16 protein-coding genes are annotated in these 15,711 nt (G+C 38.2%); 3 read left to right on the forward strand and 13 right to left on the reverse strand.

The genetic code is table 11. The annotated features are described in order from the left end of the window. Positions 1 to 259 precede the first annotated feature (259 nt). The 5 genes from gap to glk form a co-directional block, all read right to left on the reverse strand. Positions 260 to 1,264, reverse strand: coding sequence for a type I glyceraldehyde-3-phosphate dehydrogenase (gene gap / locus H5154_RS21300; RefSeq protein WP_145233472.1), 1,005 nt, complete (start codon positions 1,262 to 1,264; stop codon positions 260 to 262). Positions 1,265 to 1,282: 18 nt separating this feature from the next. Next, entirely contained in the window at positions 1,283 to 1,903 is a 621-nt protein-coding gene (gene eda / locus H5154_RS21305) for a bifunctional 4-hydroxy-2-oxoglutarate aldolase/2-dehydro-3-deoxy-phosphogluconate aldolase (protein WP_145233470.1), read from the reverse strand. A 32-nt stretch (positions 1,904 to 1,935) separates the two neighbouring features. Then, positions 1,936 to 3,786 (reverse strand): phosphogluconate dehydratase, encoded by a 1,851-nt coding sequence (gene edd / locus H5154_RS21310; RefSeq protein WP_182719541.1) that lies wholly within the window; start codon positions 3,784 to 3,786, stop codon positions 1,936 to 1,938. A gap of 480 nt (positions 3,787 to 4,266) precedes the next feature. Further along, positions 4,267 to 5,280 (reverse strand): LacI family DNA-binding transcriptional regulator, encoded by a 1,014-nt coding sequence (locus tag H5154_RS21315; RefSeq protein WP_145233466.1) that lies wholly within the window; start codon positions 5,278 to 5,280, stop codon positions 4,267 to 4,269. A 35-nt stretch (positions 5,281 to 5,315) separates the two neighbouring features. Next, positions 5,316 to 6,314 (reverse strand): glucokinase, encoded by a 999-nt coding sequence (gene glk, locus H5154_RS21320; protein ID WP_145233464.1) that lies wholly within the window; start codon positions 6,312 to 6,314, stop codon positions 5,316 to 5,318. Between the two features lie 351 nt (positions 6,315 to 6,665). Between glk and H5154_RS21325 the strand changes: the two genes are divergently transcribed. Continuing rightward, positions 6,666 to 7,682, forward strand: a complete 1,017-nt coding sequence (locus H5154_RS21325) for a LacI family DNA-binding transcriptional regulator (protein ID WP_149982408.1) — start codon at positions 6,666 to 6,668, stop codon at positions 7,680 to 7,682. Positions 7,683 to 7,906: 224 nt separating this feature from the next. Then, positions 7,907 to 8,539, forward strand: coding sequence for a trimeric intracellular cation channel family protein (locus H5154_RS21330; protein WP_145233460.1), 633 nt, complete (start codon positions 7,907 to 7,909; stop codon positions 8,537 to 8,539). Positions 8,540 to 8,805: 266 nt separating this feature from the next. Here H5154_RS21330 and H5154_RS21335 read toward each other — a convergent pair whose 3' ends face one another. Beyond that, positions 8,806 to 9,660: a CPBP family intramembrane glutamic endopeptidase gene (locus tag H5154_RS21335; protein ID WP_182719542.1), complete on the reverse strand. Its 855-nt coding sequence runs from the start codon at positions 9,658 to 9,660 to the stop codon at positions 8,806 to 8,808. A gap of 340 nt (positions 9,661 to 10,000) precedes the next feature. Further along, positions 10,001 to 10,321, reverse strand: coding sequence for a DUF2834 domain-containing protein (locus H5154_RS21340; RefSeq protein WP_149982410.1), 321 nt, complete (start codon positions 10,319 to 10,321; stop codon positions 10,001 to 10,003). Between the two features lie 362 nt (positions 10,322 to 10,683). Here H5154_RS21340 and H5154_RS21345 point away from each other — a divergent pair, with 362 nt between their 5' ends. Beyond that, positions 10,684 to 11,451 carry a hypothetical protein gene (locus tag H5154_RS21345; RefSeq protein ID WP_182719543.1) on the forward strand — a complete coding sequence of 256 codons (768 nt, stop codon included), beginning with the start codon at positions 10,684 to 10,686 and terminating at the stop codon, positions 11,449 to 11,451. Positions 11,452 to 11,702: 251 nt separating this feature from the next. Here the strand turns inward: H5154_RS21345 and H5154_RS21350 are convergent, their stop codons facing one another. The 6 genes from H5154_RS21350 to H5154_RS23460 form a co-directional block, all read right to left on the reverse strand. After that, positions 11,703 to 11,930: a hypothetical protein gene (locus tag H5154_RS21350; protein ID WP_149982412.1), complete on the reverse strand. Its 228-nt coding sequence runs from the start codon at positions 11,928 to 11,930 to the stop codon at positions 11,703 to 11,705. 200 nt (positions 11,931 to 12,130) lie between these two features. Then, positions 12,131 to 12,544 (reverse strand): hypothetical protein, encoded by a 414-nt coding sequence (locus H5154_RS21355; RefSeq protein ID WP_182719544.1) that lies wholly within the window; start codon positions 12,542 to 12,544, stop codon positions 12,131 to 12,133. Between the two features lie 275 nt (positions 12,545 to 12,819). Continuing rightward, the gene (locus tag H5154_RS21360; RefSeq protein ID WP_149982414.1) at positions 12,820 to 13,197 is read right to left on the reverse strand and encodes a VOC family protein; all 378 of its coding nucleotides are present in this window, start codon (positions 13,195 to 13,197) and stop codon (positions 12,820 to 12,822) included. Positions 13,198 to 13,256: 59 nt separating this feature from the next. Further along, positions 13,257 to 13,637 (reverse strand): hypothetical protein, encoded by a 381-nt coding sequence (locus H5154_RS21365; RefSeq protein ID WP_149982415.1) that lies wholly within the window; start codon positions 13,635 to 13,637, stop codon positions 13,257 to 13,259. A 297-nt stretch (positions 13,638 to 13,934) separates the two neighbouring features. After that, positions 13,935 to 14,207, reverse strand: a complete 273-nt coding sequence (locus H5154_RS23455; RefSeq protein WP_220493315.1) for a hypothetical protein — start codon at positions 14,205 to 14,207, stop codon at positions 13,935 to 13,937. Between the two features lie 7 nt (positions 14,208 to 14,214). Further along, positions 14,215 to 14,391 (reverse strand): hypothetical protein, encoded by a 177-nt coding sequence (locus H5154_RS23460; protein WP_220493316.1) that lies wholly within the window; start codon positions 14,389 to 14,391, stop codon positions 14,215 to 14,217. Positions 14,392 to 15,711: the final 1,320 nt, after the last annotated feature.

Consider the following 15,711-nt stretch of genomic DNA (forward strand, 5'->3'; position numbering starts at 1 on the left):
CGTGTTAAGTTACTGACCATTTATAGCGACAGATAAATACAGTGATAACAAGGCGTAAATTTTGACATGTAGTTGTTCTACTTGAAAAAATTATAACGCAGTTAGCGCTTTATTTAGCTCGCTAGCATGGTTAAGTATTTAAGTCGATTGGTACTAAAACAGCTCGCAGAATACCATATCTACAGCCCAGCGCTAGACACAAAAAAGCCGCGATAGTCGCGGCTTGGTTGGATAAAGCTAAATTTTTACGTGGTACTTATTACAAGTACTGACCTAACGCTTTAACTTGGTCTAACATGCGGTTTGAGAAACCCCATTCGTTATCGTACCAAGCCATCACTTTAACTAGTTTGCCATCAGCTTTCGTTTGCGTAGAATCAAAGATTGACGACGCTGGGTTATGGTTAAAGTCAATAGAAACAAGCGGTAACTCGTTGTATTGTAAAATATCTTTCATCGACCCAACAGATGCTGCTTTCATAATTTCATTGATTTCTGTAGCCGTTGTTTCACGCTTAGTAATAAACGTAAAATCAACCAGTGATACATTAATTGTAGGTACACGTACTGACATACCATCAAGTTTACCAGCAAGCTCAGGTAACACTAAACCAACTGCTTTAGCAGCACCGGTTTTAGTTGGGATCATTGACTGCGTTGCACTTCGTGCACGATACAGATCAGGATGATAAACATCTGACAAGTTTTGGTCATTAGTGTAGGCATGGATTGTCGTCATGCTACCTTGCTCAATACCGACTGTATCGTTAATTGCTTTGGCAATTGGTGCTAAACAGTTAGTTGTACATGAAGCATTAGAAATAATGTTGCTATCTGCAGTGATCACATCACTGTTTACACCGTGAACAACAGTTGCATCTAAATCAGTACCAGGGGCTGAAACGATTACTTTTTTCGCGCCCGCTGTAATATGCTTTGCAGCATCTTCACGCTTAGTGAAAAAACCCGTACATTCTAAAACGATATCAACGTTTAATGCTTTCCATGGAAGGTTAGCAGGGTCGCGTTCTTGGGTAAGAGTAATAACGTCGTCGCCAATCAACATGGTGTTATCAGCAAGTGTGACTTTATGAGAAAATTGCCCATGCACTGAATCATATTGTGTTAAATGTGCATTAACATTAGCCGGTGCTAAGTCGTTAATTGCGACAATTTTAATTTCATTATTTTGTGCAGACTCATAAAGCGCGCGTAAAACATTGCGACCGATACGGCCATAGCCATTAATTGCTACATTAATCATTTCAAAACTCCACTTAAATTATTTAACTTCACTTGCTTGGCGAGCAAGCGCTTCAATGGCTTGCCAGTCTTTATTTTCAATTAGTTGTTTATCTAGCATCCAGGTACCACCAACACAAATAACATTGCTAAGTGCTAAATAACTAGGTGCTGTTGCTAGGCTAATGCCACCGGTTGGACAAAATGTTACTTGTGGTAATGGCCCACCAATCGATTTAAGCATTGCTGTTCCACCTGCAGCTTCTGCTGGGAAGAACTTTAAAAACTTAAATCCGTGACTGGCTAATTTCATCACTTCACTTGGCGTTGCGGCGCCCGGTAGAAATGGAATATCAGTGCCTTTTGCCAGTGCTAAAAGTTCATCATTTACGCCTGGGCTCACCATAAAATCAGCACCTGCGGCAACTGATGCATCAAAGCTTGCTTTATCTACCACAGTCCCGGTGCCAACATAGGCTTCTGGTACTTCGGCTTTCATTAGCTTTACAGCTTCTGCAGCAATCGGTGTACGTAGTGTAATTTCAAGTGCTTTTAGACCGCCGTTATACAGCGCTCTTGCTAGTGGCGCTGCATCTTCTAAATTATCAATTACCACCACTGGCACTACCGGTGCCGATGATAATATTTTTTCTATGCTCATAGTGTGTTCCTCATACCCAGTTTGGCGAATTATTATTCTATTCCAAAGGCGCTAGCGCCCATGTCTGCGCTACTTACGATATTTCTAAATCCGGTGAACAACTCTCGGCCCGTACCAAACGTTAAGCTAGGTACGCTAAGTTGTAATTCACGTTGTGCTAATTCTTCATCACTTACATGTACTTTTAAGATACCTGCTGGTGCATCAAGAGTAATTAAATCACCTTCCTGAATCTTAGCAATAATGCCGCCTTCAACCGCCTCTGGTGCTAAGTGGATTGCCGCTGGCACTTTACCTGATGCGCCTGACATACGACCGTCAGTTACGATCGCTACTTTGTAACCTTCATCTTGCAAGGTTGCCATTACTGGCGTGAGCTTATGCAGCTCAGGCATACCTTTGGCTTTTGGACCTTGCTCTTTTAGCACAGCAATAAAGTCTTGGTTTAACTCACCGCGTGTATAGGCTTCTTGTAATGCACTTTGTGAAGCAAATACTTTTGCTGGTGCTGTAACAACTTGATGCTCAACCGCAACCGCAGACACTTTGATCACGGCTTTACCTAAGTTACCAGTTAGTAACTGTAAGCCACCTTGTTTACTGAATGGGTTGTCAATTGGACGAAGTACATCTTCGTCTAATGAATTCTCTGGACACGGTACCCATTTAACTTTGCTTGGGCCTGTTGCGCTCGTCATGATCAGGTTACTGTCAGTATCTAAACGTGGTTCTTGGGTATACGCCTCGAGACCTTCGCCAACAATGGTTTTAACGTCATTGTGCAAGAACCCTGCACCAACGAGTTCTCTCATAAGGAAACCCATGCCGCCGGCTGCTTGGAAATGATTTACATCAGCAGAACCATTTGGATAAATACGTGTTAGTAGTGGCACCACTTCTGATAAATCCGACATATCTTTCCATGTCAGCTCAACACCTGCCGCTTTGGCAATTGCCACTAAGTGAATTGCATGATTCGTAGAGCCACCGGTTGCTAACAAACCAACTAAACCATTAATAATGGTTTTTTCAGTTACAACATCCGCTAAGCAATTGGCATCTTTACTTTGAATCAATTGTTTAAGCATGGTTTCTACCGCATTACCGGTTAAACCATCACGCAATTCTGTATATGGATTGATGAACGAGCTACCAGGAAGGTGCAAGCCCATAATTTCCATCAACATTTGGTTACTGTTTGCAGTACCGTAAAACGTACAAGTACCCGCGCTGTGATAAGACGCACTCTCCGCTTCTAAAAGCTCATCACGGCTTACTAAGCCTTGAGCAAACTTTTGACGAATACGGGCTTTTTCTTTATTTGGAATGCCTGACTGCATCGGGCCTGCTGGCAAAAAGTACACCGGTAGATGACCAAATGATAAAGCACCAATTAATAGACCAGGGACAATTTTGTCACACACGCCTAAGCAAAATACGCCATCAAACACATCGTGTGATAATGAAATAACTGTCGACATCGCAATTACATCACGAGAAAAAAGCGATAACTCCATGCCATCACGGCCCTGAGTTACGCCATCACACATGGCTGGCACGCCGCCTGCAACTTGAGCTGTGGCATCGTACTTTGTAGCAATGTCTTTAATTAAATCTGGATAATCTTTGTATGGCACGTGCGCAGATAGCATATCGTTATATGAATTGATAATCGCTAAGTTTGGCTGCTCATCAGCTTTTAAACGTGCTTTATCGTCACTGCTACACGCAGCCATAACATGGGCGATATTGCCACAACCTAAACCAGAACGAACTCTTGTTTGTTTTTTTGCATGATTGATGCGTTCTAAATAGGCTTGGCGAGTAGCTTTACTGCGTTCAATGACGCGTTCGGTGACTTCTTGAATACGAGGATGTAACATAAAATTCGACTCATCTCTAAGGTTAGAGGATAAAGGCTCAGTGGCAAGTGCATACTCCACGAATGAACTTGCACTGAGCATCTTTGATTTACCCGTTCAAAGGTATACGTTGGCAGGTTGTCTCTCACAATCAACCTGACACCGGTGTCACTGTATTAACGCATGACTGTGACACCGGTGTCAACCCTATCCTATAAATTTAGTTTAAATATTTTAAATGACCAAATAATGAACGAAAATAATTTTTCATTAGGGGATCTAGCTTGGTCGCTAAATTGTGTTGCTGGAGTGCTAGAAAATGTGAGGATTTTTTACTTTAATTTATTGATTATAATATCTTTTTATAATCTAAATGATATCAATCGTAAGTACCTATGAGCGGATAAAAAAACCCAGATAGCAACAACATGCAGACTGCTTTGTTAAGCAAAAAAATGCCCGAGTAAGCGTCACTCAAACTCGGGCAACTGTGAAAAGCCTTTATCTAACTTGTGCGGTAGACTCGCGTGTGATTAATCGCGCTTCAAGCGTAACCTGATACGGTTGCTCTTGCGGATCACCAATATGCTCAATCAGTTTAGTAACCGCTTGTTTGGTCATTTCTTCAACCGGTTGCGCTATGGTAGTAAGACCAGGCCAAATATGACGAGCAATTGGCGCATTATCAAAACCCGCGATAGAAATATCATCGGGTACTTTAAATTGACGTTGTGTTGCCAATTTTAATACCGCCGCAGCCATGTAATCATTTGATGCAAATACGGCGGTTGGACGTGGGGTTAAATCTAAAATGCTGCGCGCACTATCGACCCCAGAATGATAACTAAAGTTACCCTCTTCAACCAAACGTTCATTAAATTCAATGCCGTGCGTACTAAGCGCTCTGCGATAACCTTTGAAACGCTGCTCAGTGGCACTGTGATCTGGGTGGCCTTTAATAAACGCGATCGCTTTATGGCCAAGCTTAATTAAGTGCTCAGTGATCTCAAATGCGCCCTGCTCATCATTACTGCGTACTGAAATTGAATCGTCTTCAAGCACTGCTGATGCAACTCGTGCATACGGAATTTTTTTACTTTTGAGAAAATCGACTAATACCTTAAAATCTGAAAATGGCGGCGTCAATACCAAGCCATCAAGACGAGAAGATTGTAGTAAATGCTCAATATTACTGATCAACGCATCACCACGTAAATCACATGGGTGGATCAACAAGTTATAGTTGTTTTCTTGACACGCAGCAAGCGCACCAGTTTGCACCCGAGTGATATAACTTTTACTCGGGTTATCGTAAATGCAACCAATAATAAAACTACGATTTTGCGCCAAACCTCTGGCGATCGGGTTAGGAGTGTAATCTAGCTCTTTAAAAACCTTAAGAACTTTTTCACGGGTTGCATCACTAACATTAGGTTCATTATTTAAAACCCGAGACACGGTTTTTTTAGAGACCCCGGCATAACTTGCAACACTATTTATTGTAACTTTCTTCATCCAACCTTCCCAATAACACCCCTATGAGCGATGTATTATGACTGCTCATTGACGTGCAAACATGCAGCAGCACCAATAAGTGGAATATTATCTTGTGTGACTAACGTCACTGGTATTTGGCTCACATACTGCGACATGATCCCTTTAGCACCAAAACGCTCAACAAAACGACTAGCAAGTAAACGAGCTTGCATACGCGGTAAAATACCGCCACCAATATACACACCACCTAACGCACCAAATGCCAGTGCTAAATCGCCTGCGACACTGCCAATCCAATCACAAAATTGATTTAACGTAGCATCGCAAATGGCACATTCACCACTATTTGCTAATTCGCTAATTTGTGCAGCGGTTAAATTCTTAGCATCGACACCTTTTACAGCCGCCATGGCTTGATACAAATGAGCAATACCCGGCCCTGAAAATACTGTTTCGACCGATACATGTGGCAATAGCTTACGTAACTCGATGATCAGCTGAGTATCTAATTCACTCACTGATGCCAATGTTATATGCCCACCTTCACAACTCAAAACAGCACGTGATTGGCTAGTACGCACTAAACACGCCGCACCAAAACCAGTGCCCGGACCCATGACTGCAATATTTGCATCAGTATCGGCTTGTCCTGCTTTAACTGCAATGTTTTGTTGTGGATCTAAATAAGGTGCTGCATAGGCAAACGCAGCAAAATCGTTGATCACTTCCAGTTGAGCTAAATTAAACTCAGCTTTTACTTGTTCGACACTAAAGTGCCAACCTAAATTAGTTAAATGTACTTGGCCTGCTTTTATCGGTCCAGCCACGGCTAAACACGCGCGTCGAGGTTGAATATGACTAACTTGAGATAAATAATGCGTTATTGCCGCTTCCAATGAACCAAAATTGGCACTGGGAAAAATGATATTATGCTCAATAACGAATTGTTTTTCTTGTAGGTTAAAAGCAGTAATTAAAGCAAAACGGGCATTAGTGCCGCCGATGTCGGCCACTAAGATAGGATCGAATTCTGAATTTGGCTTGGAGTTCATCGTGTTTTCTCTTTTGTCTAAGCGGTTTATATACTTAGCTATAACCGTGCTTATTATTGTAATTTCAATGGTCTTGCTATCGCTATGAGATAAACTTTGAGCTATCACCTCAAAGTAGTTACTCTAGTATAAAAAAATGCTGCCCAACTAAATGGGCAGCCAATACGTTTTGACAACAAAATGATAAAACACCCGCATTATGACACCGGTGTCAGGGTTGGATCAATAAAAATTTTAAATTACTGATAAATTACTGATAAATTACTGATAAATAGCTTGTAAAAATCAGCAAATAAACGAGAATAACACGAGTTATTTGCACTTTAGTTACTTGAAATAGTTAGGTTGTGTATGAAAGGTAAAGCTACATCGTTTGACATTGCACACTACGCAGGGGTATCACAATCCACTGTCTCGCGCGCCTTGCGCAACAGTCCATTGGTTAATGAAGAAACCCGCAAACGTGTTTTTGAGGTAGCCAAACAGCTTAACTATAAAGTCGACAAAAATGCGAGTAACCTTCGAACTCAACAAAGTAGTACATTGGCTTTGTTACTGTTTGAAGATCCCACAGCAGATGAATCACAAATCAATCCGTTCTTTTTAGCGATGCTCGGCAGCATAACGCGTGCTTGCGCAAAAGAAGGGTATGACTTATTGGTATCGTTTCAATCTGCAAGCTCAGATTGGCAAGCGGACTACGAAGACAGTCACCGTGCTGATGGTATTATTTTATTAGGTTATGGCGATTACATTGATTTTCAGCCTAAATTTAATACCTTGCTTGAACAAAACACCAAATTTGTTTGTTGGGGAGCAACGGTAGATAATCGTGCCGATTTAACAATTAGCTGTGATAACTATGGCGGCGGCCAACTTGCTGCTGAGCATTTATTGGCGCATAACCGAACTGATTGCGCATTTATTGGTGATGCATCTGATCATAGCCCTGAATTTTTTGCCCGTTTTAATGGCTTTAAAGACAAGTTAAAACAACATGCTATTACCTTAAGCGAGCGAAAAATAGCGAATGCGATTTCGACCGAAGAGTCTGGTTATCATGCCACACGTTCGCTTATTGCCAACAATATTACCTTTAATGCCCTTTTCGCAGCTAGCGATCTGATTGCTATAGGTGCAATACGCGCTTTAAAAGAAGCCAATATTAACGTGCCGAAAGATGTAGCCGTGATAGGTTTTGATAATATTTCGATTGCCAGCTATGTAAACCCGCCACTCACAACCATAGAGCAAAACACCACAATAGCAGGACAAATGCTAGTTGAAAACTTACTAAAACTAATTCGTGGTGAACAAGTACAAAGCACCCTACTAACACCGCGACTAATTGCACGAGGTTCCAGCTAACTACATATATTTTATTACATTATTTACGGTCTTTTGTCCTTATTTTTTTATAATTACACGCTAGGTCAACGTACTATTAACAGCCAATTCACACATTGATTTCACATTAGTTTTTTTTATCTGAAACTGAGCGTTTTTAGTGTAATTTCTCACTCGTCTTTTTATTAGTTTCTCTCTACAATCGCACTTTTATTTTTGCTCTTAAAAATTCAAGTGAATATCTTATGCTATTAACTATTGTTTATATTATTGGTATTACAGCCGAAGCCATGACCGGTGCGCTGAGTGCTGGGCGCAGAAACATGGATTGGTTTGGGGTTATGTTAGTAGCCAGTGCCACAGCAATTGGTGGTGGCAGCGTACGCGATATTTTACTTGGCAATTACCCTTTAACTTGGGTAAAACATCCAGAATATTTATTGATCACCTGCGTTGCCGGTATTATTACAACTTGGCTTGCAAAATGGGTGGTTAAATTTAAAGGCATTTTTATGCGTTTAGATGCCCTTGGGCTTGCCGCATTTAGTATTATTGGCTGCCAAGTGGGGCTTAATATGGGTTTGCACTATGGTATTTGTGTAGTCGCTGCTATTGTTACCGGCGTATTTGGTGGATTATTACGTGATTTAATTTGTCGCCAAGCGCCGCTAGTATTACATCATGAGCTTTACGCCAGCGTAGCGCTGATTGTAGCTTGTTTATATCTAGCACTACACCACTACAACATTGATGACAACATCAGCGTTATTACAAGCCTAGTTGTAGGGTATTTAATACGCATGGCATCGGTACGCTTCAAATGGCGCTTACCGACGTTTAGTTTATTAGAACCAGCTAATTTGAAAAATGAACAGTAAAGGCAGTCATTTATTAACCCCTGCTCATAAGCTTTTCAATAGTCCAATTACTTTTTAGGCTATTGAAACAGCCAAAAAATATTATTTTCATACGTTAAAACTAAATAGTTTTAACGGCTGTTTTATTTTGAAAGTAATTATTGAGTAATAAAGATTGTAATAAACTTGTACCACTTGATGTTGCCCAATATAAACCAATAGCAGAGGGGAAGTTTATTAAGGTAATACACAAATAACACCATCAGTACTTGATAGCATATAGTTATTTAATAAGAGGGTGTTGCAAGCATAGGGTAAGTAAATAAGAAAAAGTGAAACACATTAACGAGCCAATGGCATAAAATAGCCCACTCTAAACGCTGAGTTTTATAAAAAATGTATCCATAGCCAAAACCTGCAACAGCTGCCACTAGCATGTAACTAGCTCCAGCTGAAAAGTGTGCGAGTGAAAATAAACCAGTAGAGATCACAGGCGCTAGTAATGCAAACCGAGCCGAGGTTATCACTTTCGAAAGCTTAGTTTGTATTATCCCTCTAAATAACGCCTCTTCTGCAACGCAGGTAAAAAATAGATTAATTGCTATAAATAAAAACCAAAATTCGGGTACTTTAGGTGCAAACTCCATAAGGCCCAATATTAAAGCAGTGATGAGTGCAGCTAAAATCGTGATGGCAATAATCGAAAATGGATGCCCTACCCTTATTGGTTTTAGCGTTTTATTTTTTGTAAAAAAATAAGCGCTCAGCATCAAACCCGCTAATGCTTTATCGAAATTAGCATACAGGGTAAATGCAATCGCATTGCTAGTAAGCTGTTCATTAACAACAATAGGCTGGTTATTAAAACCGGGGAACCAATGTAAGGCTAAACCAAGTGAGGCTATTACAAACAAAGGCGTTAAGATACTGCGTATTAACGCAGAGGTTGCAGATACCGAAAAGTGCAATAAGCCTAAATAAAACACAATAACAACAACTGCGTATAAGTTTATATATTCCTGATGATAGGCAGTTATAACACTTAGCAGCAGCAAGTATTGCCAAATTGGTTGGCGCAAAATTACTATCTTACAAAATGGAAAAACGCATAAAATAGATAGCGCTAGGAAACAAAAAGCCATGAATGTGTAATCTTATGTTTTAGATTTTAAAAAGGCTTTTTACTTTAATTAACGCCTTTTTCAGATCCGACCAGTTGCATGGTATTTATAAAAGTAAAAAAGCTCTGTCTGCTTTTTACATTTAATATTCATAATACAAAGCTCTATAAATGGTATTAGTATCTAAATAAATAACACCATTGAAGTACCAATAGCGCTAAAAATAGGGCTAACACCAGTAACTACGTCTCATTGCTTACATCTGGAAAATGATGGCGATTTTAAATTCAGTGCTAGTAAGTAGTAAAATGCGGAAAGCGCCAGATACTTGAAGATAGCTATTGACGCCATAACTTATTTGTTAGGGCTGTGATTCAAGGGACTGCTTTTCTTTGAGGTAAAGATAAAGTGGAAGCCCAAACGACACACCCACAAACAACGTGCCCAGCACAGCAAAATATCGATATGTCACTTTATTTCTGCGACCATCGACAATGATAAAACCCAACAAAACAACTGCAGACACTACAACATCAAGCCAAGCAAATACGCTGATAGAATTTGTCACCGCGTCATTAAACAAGAGACCAAGATCTAAACCATTTGTAACTAGCCAAGGAACAAAGGCGCCATAAGGAAGTAAAATTCCTAATAAAGTAAGAACCAGATAAAACCTAACCATTTCACCATCCTTGCAACTGTTTTTAGTAAGCCCTAATGAATCTGTAGAATAACTCGTTTTTAATTTATTTTTATTATTGTATCAACCATAGCCGAATTCCTATTTTGATTCAATCGTTTAGTGATTAACGGCTTTTGAAGTGGTTAGTGTGATTTGGTGTTTTTTAATATGAACCAAATAATTACAACTCCAAACTACCTAGTGAAATAAGAGACGCCCATTAACTATCAAAGATATGACATAAATTATTAGTCTTTCAAAATACCCACCATAACAACTCTATTGCAAAAACCTTTAAAATAGTTAAAGTGTTGTTCCGTTTTTTTATAAAAACCCCTGATTAGCTATAAGGCTTATAAAAAATGAAAAAGATATGTGTGTTACTTATTTTACTCATCGCCAGTGTCGCTAAAGCCGATGACATTAGTCAATATAAGTTCTATGCAACAGACAACTTCAGAGATGATCAGCAACCGGAGTTTGCCGCTTATATAAAAAATGGCGCTCCTTGTATTCAGGTTAAAAACCTAACAACCCATAAAGAGGTCCGCTTTTGTCAGATCACCAAAGGCATTAATTTAGCTGATGATCCTAACATCTACCCTTTTGATATTAATTTTTCAGGTCACCGATTATATTTCTTTGTTGCTGCCTATTGGGCTGATCAAGCTTGTACTATAGAACTGTCAAATATGACGATTAGTTGTGAGCTAAAAAACAAACCCAAAAAGGAAGAAGACGTTAAAGCAGAGCACCAAAAAGCGGTAAAAAAGAATGAGGTTGTCATCCCTCCTGCTGTTAAACATATAGAGTTTGGCAATGTAAAAGAAGCAGAAGGTCTGTTTCGTCTTATTCTTAATAATTCTGAAATGAACCCATGTTTTACCATTGAGCATTACAGTACATCCCTATTTGATGGCCCAACAAACATTAAACATGTTTGTAGTGCCATAAATAAAACGGACGACTCAATCATTGATCTTATAGGAAAAGACGGCAACTGGTGGTTTGAAAACTTTAATTGGCAAGGTAATAACTTAGCATTTGAAATAAATGCTATGGGGGGGAATTATAAATGTGAATTACCATTACCATTTACCGAGCAATCTGAAGCCTTATGTGTAAGATAAATCATATATTTGTGCAATGTAATCGCCACTCGAAGATTATTGGTTATATTTTATCAGTTTAGAGAGCTCACTTTGAGTCCCATTAAGCTCAGCTTTTTATTTGCTGCCTACCAAATATGCCCAAGATGCGCCCGTGTAAGTCAAAAGTTGGGCGCGCAATTCACATAAGCGATTTAAAAATTAACGAGACTATGAAGTTGTTTAACATTAAAAAACTGTACTACTATCATGTCTTTCATTGTGCTTTATTTTCAAGTGGTTGCTTCCCATTGCAACCAATCAAAATCATGTTCGAGCATTTCCTTATTAAAATCTAAAAATGTTGAGCCTTCATTTAATAAGAACTGTCTGCGCTCGTCATTTCTCATATAAGCAGTCCAGTAAGGCAAGTAATTGGGATTATCAATACCAAAAATCAGTTCAAAATCCACTACATTTTCCTGCATTTCATCAAGCATTTTATTAGTTAGCCTAGGCATTTTACACCTTCAATACGAAAACCATTTTAGACCCAACAAACAAATAGAAGTAGATGGGTTTGTTAATTTATAATTTTTCCGCCGACGCGACCTGAAATATTAGTAATTCCTATGGCGAAAGAACAATCCGTATACGTTGTTAGTTTTAAGAAGATGACCTCTTTCTTGTAACTTAACGTTAATCGATAAGCTTGGTTACCTTAAGAGACAAAGCCATTTAATTTTAATGTCTTTTCAAATTCTACAGCTCTTTTTAAATCATTAATTGATACTTCATAGAGATTGTCGGAATTAAAATTAAACTCAATTGTAAGGTTGGTAGTTCCTATATGCACATAAGTTTTATAGCCAAAACATTCACATTGGGCATTATATTCAATCCATTTTTTTGTGCCATTTAATACTATTGGCGGTGGGCACCATTGTTTAGGTTCTTCATTATGGACGGTATGACAAACGCCTAACCGTTCTAAATAATTTAACAACTGAGCTTCATTTTCTGCTTCAATAATAGCATTAAGTTCAAAACGGTCGTTATAGTGCCCACCTTTGGGACTTTTAATTTTAAAAATATTACACTTTTTAAGCTCAGTTTTAAACTCTTGAGAGTACATTGATATCCCATTAACCCTATTATTTATGGAGAAATTTTAGATAAATACAGCTCATAAAAAGTAGTTTCCCCACCTAGTTAAAAAGTGAAGGCTACATAAATGAAACTAACGAGCCTAAAAAATGACTCGTTTTAAATTTATTTTACTGCTGAACAACCATAATCAAATTAATCTTTTGATTCAATTTTTTACTAGTTTCTCCTTGGTTCGTCATTATAGTAATTAAGCATTTTTATGGAGCTAAGAACTCATTTTTTATTTACGATTTTATGCAATTATTTGATAGCATTAAAGAAACCCCAATTGCTAGTGTCTACCTCATTAGTATCATCAAAGCATTCAGATGTAATTTGAATCGTATTTCCATCAGAATCAAAGAACCTTGCTACATATCCACTTGGCTGACTCCAAACCATTTCAAATTTTACGCCAAGTGAAATAAGGCTATCGCAATAGGATAAAAAGTTAGTTTTTACTTCATAGCCGAAATAGCTCAATCCGGTAGGATTTCCGTGTGAATTTAATAGCCATATTCCGGCATTATCATTTTCAGGAAAGGTTAGAACACAGTCCAGATCCTTAAATTTTAAAGTCTTATGATAAAAATTAAATAGTCGGTCATAATCATCTGTAAATAAATATACGTTAACCATGAGTAATCTCTGTTTTTTGTAAGCCCAACTCGGATTCTAAATTTATGTTTAAGACCTTGTTAGACATTATTACAACTTAACCATATTTTATAATACAGCAAGGCAATACTAGCCTCCGTAATAACTGCCAGTAAAATACCTATACCAGCAAATCCACGTAAATATTCAACACTACCAAGAAAAGCCAATGCAAACATAGAAACGGAAAGACTCAAACATATAGCCTGCCTAGATTCTGAATGCTCAGCATTTCGGCCAAACCAACTAAACACTGATATTCCGAGAAATAACATTGCAGCCCTTCTACCGATAAAGAAAGCAGAGTTATTTTCATCAATATTAAACAACATAAATAATACTTCCGGAATAAGTATAAGAACCAAACACAAAGTGAATGCAATAGCTGCTGTAATTATGCTAACTACTTTAAATTTAATCATACTCCCCCTTGAATGCCAAACAAGGCTGTAGAGTAACTCCTACAGCCAAATTCAATTAAAAAATCGAGCTTCTGAATTAACTCTAAGCGTTTTTAAAGCATTAGGTAATGCATTTTGGAACCCATAAAACAAGCTGTTATTCTTAGAAAATAGTAATTCTACAGCCTCAACACCTTGTTAAGGTGTGAGGCATGCAATACCAAAGCGTCTGCATACCACCTTAACCACTAAACCGAACGCATAGTAAAAATGCAACACGTGCAGAATAACTATTGAACAATTTGTTATGTTGAGATGCTAAGTAACACGCTCACAACTATCTAGCATCTTAACTGGTAATTGATTTTCAACTAGAAAATTGTAAAAGCGTAGATCTTCAATTAAGTCAGGAGAAGCTAATTCAAAATCTTGATAGGTCTGATTTTTAAAACGAAACCTTACTGTATGTTCAAACCTTTTCGTTTGTACATATAAAATTTCACTGATCTCGGTAATACTTATACATGCACCCAATACAATCAAAACATCGCCATCAATCGCAACTGCCACTGACTTTTTTGGCTTTGACATAAAGTATTCACTTATCAAGTGATAATGCACAAAACAAGGCGATATATCCAAGTTGCGTTAAAAATGCGGCTTTTGAGATTTCAACAAGATAGTAAGCAAACATGCCACAAAATAACGTTCTAGTGACAAAACTATGAAACAGCTTAACACTAGCTAACTTGTTTTGTTTTAATAAAATTTTCATAACTCCCTTCCCCAAAATAGTATTTCAAACATATAAATATTAGAATATTTATTGACACCAATCGTGGTTCGCAATGGTATCTGCACGTTTTATGAATTGGTGTTACGTTTAGGGTTTATTGTGCTTGTACTAAAACATACATACCAGAAAACATTATGCTGATTTTTTCAACCATAAAAGGTGAAGGAGGATATGGAGAACACTAAAAAATAGCGGACCTCCAATTATAAATAATTTATACCAGCTTAAACTTAAGCTAACAATTTCTCCTTGATAATTGCAGCTCAACCAATACACATAGAGCAAAGAAACTACGCCTAAAATTAGAAATATTAATCTTTTTTTTAGTGCTATATTCAACCCCCAACTTAAAGAAGTTAGAGCTAAATACCCCAAAATCCCCCCAACCAGTGGTAACAACCATTGCAAAGTAAGACTAAGTGGTACAAAGAAAATAGTTACAATACTTGTTAGGAAATAAAGTCCACCAATAATCATTAGAAAGGTAGTTGGCAACCAAGCGAACACTATTGTTAGTCCAATGAGTAGATTTCTTAGGAACATATTTTAACAGCCCAGTATGTTTATAATTTTGCATTGCGAGAGTAATCTTGACAAAATAAAAAGGACAGACATATTTTTGGTCAGAAGATTTAGCACCTCTCCCGTCGTGGGTAACCGTATCATTATTTTTTTGCACACTGTTAGTGTTAGTTACAGAACTTAGAGTTGAGTTGCTTGGAAAGCAATTTTAGGAAAAAAAGGCAAAGCTAGGCCGTCACTTTGTCTAATATCTTGTTTTTTTAGACAAAATAAAAAGGACAGACATATATTTTGGTCAGAAGATTTAGCACCTCTCCCGTCGTGGGTAACCGTATCATTATTTTTTTGCACACTGTTAGTGTTAGTTACAGAACTTAGAGGTGAGTTGCTTGGAAAGCAATTTTAGGCAAAGCTAGGCCGTCACTTTGTCTAACAAAATAAAAAGGACAGACATATTTTTGGTCAGAAGATTTAGCACCTCTCCCGTCGTGGGTAACCGTATCATTATTTTTTTGCACACTGTTAGTGTTAGTTACAGAACTTAGAGTTGAGTTGCTTGGAAAGCAATTTTAGGAAAAAAAGGCAAAGCTAGGTCATCACTTTATTTAATATCGTGTTTTTTAAACAAACCAATCAAGATGCAACTGTTCATCCTGCGCCTTTGTACCATTTTACATCGTTGCTGGCGGCTTGCTGCTTTAACCGTTGTTTGCTGCCTGCAAAATTTGAGTACTGCTGCCTGAAACGTTGAATTGATTCAAGCCATTGCGCTTCTTC

It is taken from the genome of Pseudoalteromonas sp. SR44-5, from assembly GCF_014163675.1.
GTDB classification, from domain to species: Bacteria; Pseudomonadota; Gammaproteobacteria; order Enterobacterales; family Alteromonadaceae; genus Pseudoalteromonas; species Pseudoalteromonas rhizosphaerae.